Source organism: Bacillus licheniformis DSM 13 = ATCC 14580, assembly GCF_000011645.1.
GTDB lineage: Bacteria > Bacillota > Bacilli > Bacillales > Bacillaceae > Bacillus > Bacillus licheniformis.
The window spans coordinates 1,041,746-1,054,102 of record NC_006270.3 but is presented as its reverse complement, the minus strand read 5'-3'; the positions used below and the strand labels follow the sequence as shown (position 1 = coordinate 1,054,102).

General features: G+C 48.1%; 10 protein-coding genes. 7 read left to right on the top strand and 3 right to left on the bottom strand.

Annotated features, from left to right (window positions below):
• The first annotated feature begins 137 nt into the window (after positions 1-137).
• Both TRNA_RS43825 and TRNA_RS26710 read left to right on the top strand, forming a co-directional pair.
• A complete protein-coding gene (locus TRNA_RS43825) occupies positions 138-281 on the top strand; it encodes a hypothetical protein (RefSeq protein WP_003180193.1) in 144 nt (47 codons plus the stop codon).
• A gap of 20 nt (positions 282-301) precedes the next feature.
• Positions 302-925: an NAD(P)-dependent oxidoreductase gene (locus TRNA_RS26710; RefSeq protein WP_011201600.1), complete on the top strand. Its 624-nt coding sequence runs from the start codon at positions 302-304 to the stop codon at positions 923-925.
• 19 nt (positions 926-944) lie between these two features.
• Here TRNA_RS26710 and TRNA_RS26705 read toward each other — a convergent pair whose 3' ends face one another.
• Positions 945-2,963, bottom strand: a complete 2,019-nt coding sequence (locus TRNA_RS26705) for an ABC transporter ATP-binding protein (RefSeq protein WP_009328964.1) — start codon at positions 2,961-2,963, stop codon at positions 945-947.
• Complete coding sequence (locus TRNA_RS26700; RefSeq protein ID WP_003180187.1) at positions 2,960-4,714, bottom strand: ABC transporter ATP-binding protein; 1,755 nt, start codon at positions 4,712-4,714, stop codon at positions 2,960-2,962. The genes TRNA_RS26705 and TRNA_RS26700 overlap by 4 nt, the downstream gene beginning before the upstream one ends.
• Positions 4,715-5,234: 520 nt before the next feature.
• Here TRNA_RS26700 and TRNA_RS26695 point away from each other — a divergent pair.
• The 5 genes from TRNA_RS26695 (at position 5,235) to TRNA_RS26680 (ending at position 11,233) form a co-directional block, all read left to right on the top strand.
• Positions 5,235-5,735: a universal stress protein gene (locus TRNA_RS26695; RefSeq protein ID WP_011197701.1), complete on the top strand. Its 501-nt coding sequence runs from the start codon at positions 5,235-5,237 to the stop codon at positions 5,733-5,735.
• A gap of 729 nt (positions 5,736-6,464) precedes the next feature.
• Entirely contained in the window at positions 6,465-6,770 is a 306-nt protein-coding gene (locus TRNA_RS44395) for a heterocycloanthracin/sonorensin family bacteriocin (protein WP_080508517.1), read from the top strand.
• A 125-nt stretch (positions 6,771-6,895) separates the two neighbouring features.
• Positions 6,896-8,749, top strand: coding sequence for a putative thiazole-containing bacteriocin maturation protein (locus tag TRNA_RS26690; protein ID WP_011197700.1), 1,854 nt, complete (start codon positions 6,896-6,898; stop codon positions 8,747-8,749).
• On the top strand, positions 8,749-10,683 hold the full coding sequence (locus TRNA_RS26685) for a TOMM precursor leader peptide-binding protein (protein WP_003180177.1): 1,935 nt from the start codon (positions 8,749-8,751) through the stop codon (positions 10,681-10,683). Before TRNA_RS26690 ends, TRNA_RS26685 begins: the two co-directional genes overlap by 1 nt.
• Before the next feature lie 73 nt (positions 10,684-10,756).
• A complete protein-coding gene (locus TRNA_RS26680; protein WP_003180175.1) occupies positions 10,757-11,233 on the top strand; it encodes a YdhH/YoaO family protein in 477 nt (158 codons plus the stop codon).
• Positions 11,234-11,248: 15 nt separating this feature from the next.
• Here TRNA_RS26680 and TRNA_RS26675 read toward each other — a convergent pair whose 3' ends face one another.
• Positions 11,249-12,229, bottom strand: a complete 981-nt coding sequence (locus TRNA_RS26675) for an aldose 1-epimerase (RefSeq protein ID WP_003180172.1) — start codon at positions 12,227-12,229, stop codon at positions 11,249-11,251.
• Positions 12,230-12,357 lie beyond the last annotated feature (128 nt).

Genomic DNA, 12,357 nt, shown 5'->3' with positions numbered 1-12,357 from the left:
ATATACTGCACCTTCTTTAGCTTTTCGGCAAACCTTCTCATTCATTACCATCACGGGGGCCTCCCCTCTGGCATATCTTGTGAAAGCCCGCACCCGCTTCTCCTTTTTTCATATGCTGGTATAAAGGAGGGGTCGGCATGCAGCTGATGTTGAGCATCAATTGGGAATTGATTCAATTTGTCGGGATTTCTCTATTGAATGAGTATGTCTCAAATGTCCGTCCTTATCATGGAACCTTTTGTTTACGCGGGGCTTTTTCTTCCGGACGATCTGACGTATGATAGATCCGATGGGAGTGATCATGTTGAAGATTGCGCTTTTTGGAGGTACAGGCCGTGTCGGACAGGCCTTTCTCAATTTTGTTGAAGAGGATGGGCACCATTCCGTTAACGCACTTGTCCGGAGGACGGAAGGCGCCCGCATTCCGGATTTATGCCAAGCACATATAGGAAACGCCAGGAACCGGCATGACGTCGAGTCTTTAATAAAAGATTGCGATATCGTTGTCAGCTGTTTAAACACAGATGGAGACGATACATTGACCGTCTCCATCGAACACATCATAAACGCCATGAACGTACATCGGATCAAACGGCTGATTACCATCGGAACCGCCGGCATTTTAAACGCAAGGCAGAACCCGGCCCTTTACCGCTTTGAAACAAACGAATCAAAACGGCGCTCTACGCGCGCAGCTCAAGAACATGCCCGTGTGTACGAACGGCTCCGCGAATCTGATCTGGATTGGACGATCGTCTGCCCGACGTATCTCCCCGATGGGCCGGCATTGAAGACATACCGTTTTGAACAGGATGTTCTGCCGCCCGGCGGAAGAGAAATATCCACCGGCGACACCGCCCATTTTCTTTTTACACAGCTAGAGTCTGACCAGTTTGTCAAGGCGAGGGTGGGGCTCGCTTATTAAGGCCGGGTGAAGATCCGGCTTACCCTATCAGGGTTCCTTTCCCCTTTTGCAGTTCATACATTTGATAGTATTGGCCTTTTTGCTTCATCAGCTCTTCATGATTTCCCCTTTCGATAATCCGGCCTTTTTCAAGCACCAGAATCTGGTCGGCGTTTTTGATCGTTGACAGCCTGTGGGCGATGATAAAGGTTGTGCGCCCTTGTTTGACGACGTCAAGCGCTTTTTGAATGACCGCTTCTGTTTCGGTATCGATATGGGCCGTCGCCTCGTCTAAAATAAGAATAGCCGGATCGTATGCCAGCGCACGGGCAAACGAGATCAGCTGCCTTTCTCCTGAAGAAAGGGTGCTTCCTTTTTCGATGACCGGCTCGTCAAGGCCTTTCGGCAGACGGGCGAGCACCTCAAGAGCCCCGACCTGTTTCAAGGCGTCTTCTATTTGCTCTCTAGTAATATCAGCATTGTCAAGGCTGACATTTGAAGCAATCGTGCCGGAAAATAAGTAAGGATCCTGGAGAACGATGCCCATATGCTTTCTGATTTCCTGCCTTGACATATCATATATGCTTCTGCCGTCGATTTTGACATCGCCCTTTTCAATATCGTAAAAGCGGAAAAGAACATTCATGATTGAGCTTTTGCCTGAGCCCGTATGACCGACCAATGCAACGGTCTCCCCTTGCTTCGCTTCAAATGAGATGTTTTTCAGCACATCTTCACCGTCATGATAGCGAAATGATACATCCTCAAACACGACTCGCCCCCGCGCTCTTTCGCTGCTCGGCTCTTTGACATCGACGCCCGGCTCATCCAGCAGGCGGAAAACCCGCTCCGATGATACGCGCGCCAATTCAAGCTTGGCAAACTGGTTGACGATGCCCGTAATCGGCTGAAATAAACGATTCAAGTAATCGACGAATGCATAGAGTACGCCGATTGAAATCATTCCTTCCGCGTTCAGGGCAGCTCCCCCGAAATACCATATTAGAGCGGTGAACATCACATTTCTCAGAATGTTGACCAAGTTGTGGGACATAAGCGAGTTTAATTTCAGCATTTTATTTTGGTAATGAAAGTGGCTGTCATTCAGCTGTTCAAATTCTTCTTTTGTGTCCTGTCCGCGCCGGAATGCCTGAATAATCGTCATGCCTTGAATCGATTCATTCATTTTGGCGTTGATCTCGCTGTTGATTGACCTAAGTTTATGATTGTAGCCTGAAGCGAATTTTCGATAAACAGCAGCCCAAATGACAATCAGGGGCACAATCAACAGACAGACGCCGGCCAGCCTGACATCAAGGAAAAACAGTGCGGCGAATATTCCGGCCATATAAATGATATTTGTAACAAACGTCGAAAGAACGGTCACATACAGATCGCGGATCGCTTCGGTATCATTCGTTACCCTTGCAACGATTTTTCCTGCCGGCAAATTATCAAAATAGCGGATAGGAAGCCTTTGAATGTTGGCGAATACATCCTGTCTCATCTTTTGAATGATGCGGTTTGCGCTCATCTGCAAGAGGTAGAATTGGCCGTAATGGAAAAAGATCGAGAAAATGAGAAGGCCGAAATAAATAGAAACGAGCGAGATCAGCCCTCCTATTTCAGGCTCGTAAAAAGCATACACTTCAGACAAAGACAGGCGATCGGCCTTGTAGGTTTCCGTCCGGTCTCCGCTCGTCATTCTCAGCTCTCCCCCGGAAACCGTCCGCTCCCCGTCAAAGGAAACCGGTTTCCCCACAAAGTAGTAGTTCATACCGACTTGAAAGATGTGAACTTCCTGCAGCTTTTCAGCTGAAGGGTCTGTCCTGTCTTCCCTGATATATTCCTTTCCTTTGTAGGAAACAGTATATTTCGAGTTCTCTGTCGTTTCATACCACGTTTTTTCAATTCCGAGAATATGATCGTCGATCATCTTTTTGGCGATCATCGGCCCAGTCAGCTCGGCTGTGACGGCGATCGTCAGCATGACGAGCGCCCAGATGAGAATTTTTTTATAAAGAAGCGCATATTGGAAAAGCCTTTTTCCTGTTGTCATGCTACAGTGCCCCCTTCTTCTCCCGAAGGAAGCTGCTGTGCTTCATATTGTTCAAAATACCAGCCTTTCCGGCCGATCAGTTCTTGATGCGTCCCTCTCTCAACGATCCTTCCATCCTCCATGACGAGAATGAAATCGGCGTGTTCGACAGCCGACATCCGGTGTGATGTAATAAACGTCGTTTTGCCTTTCCGTCTGCTGCGGATGTTTTCAATAATCGCCGCTTCCGTTTTCGCGTCGACAGCGGACAGCGAATCATCCAAAATTAAAATATGGGGCTCCGCAATCATCGCTCTCGCAATTGAAATCCGCTGTTTCTGCCCCCCGGATAAAGCGACTCCCTTCTCTCCGACCATTGTCTCCAAGCCGTCTGAAAGCATCTCAATATCCTTTTTCAGATGTGCTGCAGAGATGACGGCGTGCAAATCGCGTTCTTCAGCGAGGTGTCCGCCGAACAAAATATTGTCTTTCACTGATTTTGAAAACAGCACGTGGTCCTGTGGCACATACCCGATCCAGCTGCGGAGCTGATCAAGCGGCAGACGTTCAATGGGCACGCCCGAAATGGTGATCGTTCCTTTTCCTTGCGGATACTGCCTCAGCAGCTGCTTGACTAATGTCGTTTTGCCGCTCCCCGTCTTTCCGACGATTCCGACCGTCTGTCCTTCTAATACGGTAAATGAAATATCGGCCAGGTTTTCCGACGCAGAGCTCGGATACGTAAAAGTGACCCCGTCAAACACAATATCGCCCGGCTCCGCTGCTTCGGGTTCAGCGGGCTCTCTCACATCAGGCTCATATGCCAATGTTTCATTTACCCTGTCAAGCGAAGCATTTCCCCTCTGCATGACATTGATCAGCTCTCCGATCGCAAACATCGGCCAGATCAGCATGCCGAGGTACACGTTGAAAGAGACGAGTTCACCCAATGTCAGCTGGCTGCGGAAAACAAGATAGGCGCCGTAGCCAAGACCGATTAAATAGCTGATCCCGACCAAAAGCTTCACCGTCGGTTCAAACAGCGAATCGATCAAAGCGACTTTCATATTTTTCTTGTACACATCAGCCGTCATGCTGTTGAACCGGCTGACATCATTTTTCTCCTGTACATAGGCCCGGATCACCCTTACCCCTGACACGGACTCGAGCACTTGATCATTTAAAGCGCCAAACGCATCCTGCGCTTCCGTGAAACGCTCATGAATTTTTTTCCCGTAGATGCTGATGGCGGCGGCCATCAGCGGAAGCGGAATGATCGAAGCAAGCGTCAGTTTCCAGCTGATCAAAAAACCCATCGTTAAAAGGATCGTCAGCATATACATCGTCGAATCGACCAGTGTCAAAATGCCGAAGCCCGCCGTCATGGAAATTGCTTTTAAATCATTTGTCGCCCTCGCCATCAAATCCCCTGTGCGGTTCTTCTCGTAAAAAGACGGCGTCATTTTCAGCAAATGGCCCATCAGCTTGGATCTGAGAATTTTTTCGACCAGGTTCGCTCCCCCAAACAGCTGATACATCCAATAATAGGACAGGGTATAAACAACTGCGCCAAGCGCAAGAAATAAACCGATATAGCCGAGCATGCCGGCCTTGGAAAAAGTGCCCGCCTGCATATCGTCAATCGCGTTGCCAAGCAGCTTCGGCGGAAACATTTCCAATACGTTTACAATAATCAATAGGACGACCGCTATCGTGTAGCGCCGCCATGAGGCTTTAAAAAACCAGCCCAGCTTCCATAAAACAGAAAACATCGATATCCTCTCCTTTTTTAGCCGCCTTCAAGTTTTTCCTTACAATCTTTGATTTCGTTTTTTCTGATACTCGGCATAAAAAATTCCTCCTTATGTGCGGTTGATTTATTGGAAAAACATGCTGCTCCGCATCGGAAACAGGATGTTTTTTCTCCGAAAAAAAAGGCACACTGTGTACCAGCATGCCTTTTTTAATATAAAAAGGCGCATGTACGCTTGTTCACGCGACATGCGCCTTCCTTCTGAAAATTGTTAGAGTGAAACGGATTCCTGAGCATAAGGAAGGTATGGAAATGTCACGTTTAGGTGCTTTTGTTGTTGAACTGATGCATTGATATTTCTAATCATGACGATACCCTCCAATCTTATTAATATTTTCCATCTTATAGTACGGCCCTTTAATTGTCAATTTGTTTTTTTGGCGAATGGCAGGCTTTTGATTCATATTCTTATATTTCGTTAGATTTGTTGGGAAAACGGGTAATATGACAGTAAATCCATTCTGAAAGGAATGATCAATTTGTTTAAAGCTGACCGGATCATAGTCGCGTTTGACGGAAAAGAGGAAAGCAAAAAAGCGCTGAGAAAAGCGATCGACCTGTCGAAAAGGCTCGGCTCACAATTGACCGTCGCCCATGTCCATGAACCGAGGCAAGTGAGAACAGAGGCTGCGGCCGAAAGACCAGCTGCCGGAGCGCCATACCTTTACAGCGGCTTCCCGGCCGCACCCCGGATCCCCCGCGATTCAGACTTGGCCGGTGAACCCATGATCTACGAGGACAGCGCGGAAGAAGCGATTGCGGCAGCGAAAATCATATTGAGCGAAAACCAGTACGACGCGGAAATCGAGGTGCTGGAAGGAGACACGGCCAACGCAGTTCTGCAGCATGCGGAAAACATCGGCGCTGACCTCGTCATCACAGGTACGCGCGACCAGAACCGCCTGAAAAAGCTCCTGTTCGGCAGCGTCAGCGACAAGATATCGACAAAATCGGAGATCCCCGTGCTGATTGTGAAATAACGATTTAAAAGAGGCCGGTCTGTTGTCCGGCCTTTCATCATGTTATGATCCTCTTGAATTTCTAATAAAGGAGACAATCCCCCAAACAATTAATAGTAAGACTCCTAATACAATAACCGCATTTATTATTGAAAAATTGGCCAAGGCAATCTCTCCTTCTCTATCAAATTATTAGAAAGCATACTTGTTGAAAGAGTTTTTGTAGCAACTGATACATAAGCATTCGCATCAGCATAAAACTGCAAGAGCACTGTGTCCTTAGAAGATGCTTCACTGCTATATACAACGCCAATTGATTTTTTCCTGCTAATCCGTAAGCCGAATAGCTACCTTTACCCTCTATGCTTTCTTTACTTTAAGTGTTTGTTTCCAGAAGTTATTTTTGCATTAATTTACGACTTTCCCTTGAGAATTCGACTTTCACTACATTGAAATTCATTACCAATCGAATCCGTTTTTTTAGAGTCAAATTTTTATTAATACCTTATTTTCATAGATTGCATTCTTTGATGCTACATCTCTACTTAGCCTAGGATTTCATCCTCTCCCAGCCTCCAACGATCTTTATATCAATAAACTGCCGCAAGTATGGCCGCAAAATAAAAACCTCCCTCCAACAAAATCCAATAACAGGAAAAATAGGCGTTCAAATTAGTAACAACCACCTAACAGACCTCATAATTTGATCTTGTGAGTACCCGGGGTATTTGACTTAATCTGACTTTGCTTATGTTTCATTCTTCTTTTACTGTGTTTTGGTCAAAAATTTTAACGATGAAGGGGGATATTAAAATGCAACCATTCCATGATGAACTGCAGTCGTTGGAGATGGATCACTTCCAGGCAGACGATATGACGCATTGGGATCCGGACCGCCATCACGCCAATGTTAAACACTGCGCAAGCTGCTGGAGCTGCGGAAGCTGTGCCAGCTGTTGGAGCTGCGCGGGACACAGCTGTTGGAGCTGCATGGGACACAGCTGTTGGAGCTGTGCGGGACATTGCTGCTGGAGCTGCTGGCACGGAGGCATGTAGTTTTTTTATAAAAAAGAAGACTTCCCCTGCCTCTTTTGCCGCAGGGGGTCTTTTATAGCATAAAGGACAAACAAAATTACATATAATGGTATGTCTTGTTTTTAAAACATTAAAGGAGGAGGAGCATGACACACCTGACTGCTTCCGCTCGCCTGAAAGTAAACCGGGATACATGGTTTCTTCCTGATCCGAACGGCGGCGCGTATTTTAGAAATAATTCCGGGTCGTTTCGCTTAAAAGGATCTTCGATTGCTCAATGGTTCGAAAAACTTCTGCCAATGTTCAACGGGGAACATTCGCTTGAAGATTTGACAAAAGGACTGCAAGCTCCGTACCGAAAGAGAGTATATGAAATCGGAGAAACGCTTTATAAAAACGGATTCGTTCGCGACGTCAGCCGCGATCACCCGCACAAACTGGAAAGCTCAGTGCTTAAAACGTATGAAGCCCAAATCGAATTTATTGAAAGCTTTGCCGATTCCGGCGCTTACCGCTTTCAGCTGTCGCGCCAAACCAAAATATTGGCTGCAGGGACTGGCTCCTTTCTCACGAAATTGGTCCGGTCGCTGATCGATTCCGGTTTTTCAAGAATCCGTGCGATCGTGACGGATGCATCCGGGCATGCTTTAGACGAACTGGCAGAAATATCAGAGCAAACAGAAAGCGGACTGGAGATTGGCTTCGCCGAAACGCAACATTGGCGGGAAGCGGTGCGATCTGCCGATTGGGTTTTGTATGTCTCTGACCGCGGCTTCACAGATGATCTCCACGATCTTCAAACGTTTTGCCTTGAAGAGAACAAAGGATTCATACCCGGCATCTGTCTGAAACAAGTCGGACTGGCAGGCCCTGTCTTCCAACAACACGGAGACAGCCGCTTCGAGGCTGCCTGGAGGCGCCTCCATCGGTCTGCGCTCCATGAAGAACGAACGCTTGGAACCTTTCCTTTGGCAGGAAAAGACATGCTGGCAAATGTTATTGTGTTCGAATTGATGAAAGCAGCTGCGGAGCTTGAGCCATTATCTAAGAAGAATCAAGTGTACCTGCTTGATTTGGCAACGCTCGAAGGCGGCTGGCATGCGTTTCTTCCCCATCCGGACTTCAGTTGCGGCAAGGATTCGGCTGAACTCATCTGCGACCTTGAAGCGAAACTTTCGGAACACCCCGGAAAAGAAACAGAAAGCCGGCTATTCCAATGTTTCACCGAACTGACCTCACCCGTAACGGGCATTTTTCATCTGTGGGAAGAAAAACATTTGCCGCAGCTTCCATTAGCACAATGCTTTGTTCAGACAGCAGATCCGCTCTCTTCCGGACCTGCGGAGCTTTTGCCTGAGACGGTTTCGGTCGGTTTGACCCATCAAGAGGCGCGGCGGGAAGCCGGGCTGACGGGGATTGAAATGTATGCATCAAGGTTGACCCGTTCTTATCCGAATAACGGAGATTTCGCGATCGCCACCGGAGAAACGCTGGCTGAAGGCGTATTAAGGGGATTGGAGAAATGCCTGGAACACCGGTTGTGCGAACGGATAAAAAGCGGAAAAGAAATGATTTCCCTCGTTCAGCTGGACGGAATCGAAGACCGGCATTCTGCATTTTATTTAAAAGCGCTGACAGTCTTGTACGGCCAACCGGAAATCGGTTTAGGGAAAAACATAGAAGGCTTCCCTGTCGCATGGGCGGGAATTCGCGGGCGCTGGTACAGAAGTTCTGGACTCAACATCACATCCGCTCTCAGAAAAGTGCTCGAACGGGCACTGACAGACAAAGATCCTTTGAAAGGTGCGGATGTTCTGCTGGAGCCTGGTGAACTGAAGCTTGCTATCCCCGTTTCAGCTGCTTTGCAAAAAACACTGCTTTCCGCCTTGAAAAACAACCGGGGCTTGCAGCTGTATGTCTATGAGCTGCCTGTTGAACCATTTTTAAAAGAAAAACTAGCAGGAATCTATTGCGTGCAGTTGCGAAAGGAGGAACCTTGATGAAGCGCTGTATTTTGGTCGTTGGCGAAGGATTGATGGCTGAAGGCGCATCACAACAATTATCTGCTGAATATAACGTTATCCGCAGGTCTGATTTTGAGAACAGAATACCGGCGGAGACTTCGTTCGTTCTTGTGCTGCACGACGCTTGGCGGCCTTTGTTATATCGCGAGGCCGAAAAAGTGCTAAGGGCGGCAGGGATTCCCTGGCTTCGCGGGTTTGCATCTTTTGGGGAAGGGGTAATCGGGCCGCTCGTTTATCCGTCAGAGTCAGGATGTTCAAAATGCGCCGATATGAGGTGGTATGTCTCCGGCCCCGACAGCATGGAGACGCTTGAACTGGAACAAAAAAGCAATGACATAAACCGCGATCCGTGGGCTTCAAAGACCGGCTGCCGCCAGATGGTCAGCCTGATCTGCACAGAAGTCGACACCATCATGAACGGCGGGCGCGGCCGATTGGAAAAAAAGCTGTACATCGTCAATTTGAAAACGCTAGAAAGTTCGCTGCACGCTTTCATACCGGAACCGACATGCCCTATATGCGGAAATCTGCCCGAAGACGGACCGGAATCCGCGCGGATATCGCTCCGGCCCAGCCTGAAAACGAACCCGGACAGCTTTCGCGTGCGGAACACGGACGACTTAAAACAAACGCTCTCCAAAGACTATTTGGACCAGAGAACGGGGATATTCAACGCCAAAATTTATGACGCGATTCTGCCGTTTGCCGATATGATCGTCAATATCCCTTTATGGATGGGAAATGAAGGGGTAGGTGGGCGGAGCCATTCGTATGAAGACAGCGAATTAACCGCCATTTTAGAAGGTTTGGAACGCTATTCCGGGATTGAACCGCGCGGCAAACGGACGGTCGTACATGACACCTATGAAAATGTAAAAGATCGTGCGCTCGACCCGGCAAAAGTCGGGCTTCATCAAGCCGAACAATACACGCATCCCGATTTTCCTTTTCAGCCGTTTCATCCGGCCCGCCCGCTCCGCTGGGTATGGGGCTATTCATTTCTGCAGAAACGGCCGATTCTCGTTCCTGAATCGCTCGCGTATTACAGCCTGGGGCGGGAAGACAGCTTTGTCTATGAAACATCGAACGGCTGTGCACTCGGAGGGAGTTTGGAGGAAGCGATTTTCCACGGCATATTAGAAGCGGCTGAGCGCGATTCATTTTTGCTTGCCTGGTATGCCAGGCTTCCACTTCGGCAGCTGGATCTCGACTCTTCAGGAGATCCGGAATTGCGCCTCATGACAGAGAGGGTGCGAAGTGTGGCGGGATATGATCTGCATGTCTTTAATTCAACGATGGAATACGGCATTCCAAGCATTTGGGCGATCGCCAAAAACAGAAAACGGGAAGGATTGAATCTGATTTGTTCCGCAGGCGCCCACCCCGATCCCGTAAAAGCGGTGAAAAGCGCCCTTCATGAGCTGGCAGGCATGATGTTGAAGCACGACCGCAAATTTGAATCTGAAAGGAGCAAATATCACCAGATGCTCCGCAGTCCTGCTTTAGTGCGGGAAATGGAGGATCACAGCTTAATGTACGGACTGCCCGAAGCGGAAGAGCGGCTCAGTTTTTTGCTGAATCAAAGCCGGCCTCTGCAAACATTCGACGATGCCTTTAAAAAAAGAAAGAAACACCTTGATTTAACCGAAGACCTCTGCGACCTGCTTGAAGCTTTCCGGAGTCTCAACCTTGAAGTGATCGTCGTTGATCAGACTTCCCCTGTTATCAAACGGAATGGACTTTATTGTGTGAAAGTTCTCATCCCGGGCCTGATTCCGATGACATTCGGACAGCGCTTCATCCGCCTGGAAGGGCTTGAGAGAATTTTCACCGTGCCGAAGAAGCTCGGCTTTGCGGAAGAGCCGTTAAGACCAGAACAGCTGAACCTGCACCCGCACCCGTTCCCTTAAAATTTAAGAGAATATATTTTTTCCGATTGTTCTGCTTTATGATTAAAGCAGAACTTTTTAGGCGGTGGTTAATATGAAACAGGAATACAAGCGGCCGGTGCTTTTCATCGCCTCCCTTTTCATGGCCTTTTGCGCCGTTTATTTCGGCGGGAGGCTGATCGGTTTTTATATGGCGGAATACCCAAAATGGAACGGGCAAAGCGCCGACGGAAATTGGGAGGCCGTGATCAAAAAGATAGATGGCCGCGCGCTGTTCGGCGGAGAGCTCTACTGGACAGGCGACCGCGGCAAGCTGGACGATACATATTTGGAAAAATTGGTCGTAAAGTTTGGTGATGAAATCGTTTTGAACGCCCAAATCGAAACGCCGGTGAAAGATTACGCGGGAGGCAAATTCCCCGGCGGAGGGTCAAAAGAACAATCCGTTTCTTTTTTGGAAGGGCTTGAAGAAGCTGAAATCGCCGGCCGCGAGGTGACGGTTCAATTGGATTGGAGAGAGGGCAAACAAGCGTCCCATACAGGATTTACGCTTGATAAAAGCTCATGGTAAAAGGCGGAATATCGATTATATTCCGCCTACCTCAATTTTGCTTCGCATCGTCAGCTCTTCCTGCGGCCCCAAATCCCGAAATCCGGTCACACTCTTCGGAAGGTTCACGTTCGGTGCATTCGTCATCCAAGTGTATGGCTCAATACAAAGCAGATCATCCTGATCAGATGTACCGTTAAACACAACCCAGTGCTTAAAATGGCCGTCGCATTGATAGCGTACGCGAATGCCGGCGAGGCTGTCCGCAATGACGGCGGTGCTGTTTCCTTCTTGGTCTTGCTCAGCCGCCAATATATCATCAAGCCTTTCACCCGCTGCCATTTTTCCCGCTTTGAACTCCTCTGTCACCCGATACTCGCCAGTCGGCAGCATGCGGTCTGTCAGCGTCCAATGCTTTGAGGCAGGAAGAGTAAACAGGCACTTTTCTTTATCCCCTGATTCGTTTAAAGGATAGCGGAAAGATGTGTGATACCCCAATCCGATCGGCATCGGATCTTGACCGCGGTTGACAGCCGACGCATCAATTTTCAGATGCTGTCCTTCTAATGTGTAGGTGATGGTGATGGAAAAAGAGTGAGGGAAGATCGATTTGATGCCCGGATGATCATCAGAGTCCAGCATCGTCTGCACGATGATCCGCTCTTCTGTTGCCTCCATTTTTTTTACCGTCCACTTTTTATCGTAAAGAAATCCGTGCAGGTGGTTTTCGAGCGGCTTTTCATTGATCGGCAGCTCGTATGTTCTTCCCGCATATGTAAATCTCCCGTGATCGATCCGGTTGGGAGGAAAAAGAACAGGGATTCCGAATAAAAACGGATTCGCGTCATATTCTTCCTTTGTTTCAGGCGTTTTCAACAAATTCAAACCGCCCGCCTTCCACCTCAATGAAATCAAATTGCTTCCCCACCCGGGCACAAGTACTGCCTCTAAATCATCATTTTCAAACCGTATCGCTTCCTCATGTAAAAACCGGCTTTTCTGAACAGTGCAAGACATCGCATTTCCCCCTATTTTGGCTTAAGGATATTGAAACGTGTATCAAATACATGCCTTTCTCCAATCTATTATATCTTAAAAAAGTCAGCGCTTTCAAAATAGAATGGGCGAACCTTTGAAAAATGTTT

What these genes read in the sequence shown, in the direction of transcription:
- TRNA_RS26675 (WP_003180172.1), bottom strand. Translation starts at nt 12,229, where the DNA reads ATGTCTTGCACTGTTCAGAAAAGCCGGTTTTTACATGAGGAAGCGATA.
- TRNA_RS26690 (WP_011197700.1), top strand. Translation starts at nt 6,896, where the DNA reads ATGACACACCTGACTGCTTCCGCTCGCCTGAAAGTAAACCGGGATACA.
- TRNA_RS26710 (WP_011201600.1), top strand. Translation starts at nt 302, where the DNA reads ATGTTGAAGATTGCGCTTTTTGGAGGTACAGGCCGTGTCGGACAGGCC.
- TRNA_RS26705 (WP_009328964.1), bottom strand. Translation starts at nt 2,963, where the DNA reads ATGACAACAGGAAAAAGGCTTTTCCAATATGCGCTTCTTTATAAAAAA.
- TRNA_RS44395 (WP_080508517.1), top strand. Translation starts at nt 6,465, where the DNA reads ATGTTTCATTCTTCTTTTACTGTGTTTTGGTCAAAAATTTTAACGATG.
- TRNA_RS26680 (WP_003180175.1), top strand. Translation starts at nt 10,757, where the DNA reads ATGAAACAGGAATACAAGCGGCCGGTGCTTTTCATCGCCTCCCTTTTC.
- TRNA_RS26700 (WP_003180187.1), bottom strand. Translation starts at nt 4,714, where the DNA reads ATGTTTTCTGTTTTATGGAAGCTGGGCTGGTTTTTTAAAGCCTCATGG.
- TRNA_RS43825 (WP_003180193.1), top strand. Translation starts at nt 138, where the DNA reads ATGCAGCTGATGTTGAGCATCAATTGGGAATTGATTCAATTTGTCGGG.
- TRNA_RS26685 (WP_003180177.1), top strand. Translation starts at nt 8,749, where the DNA reads ATGAAGCGCTGTATTTTGGTCGTTGGCGAAGGATTGATGGCTGAAGGC.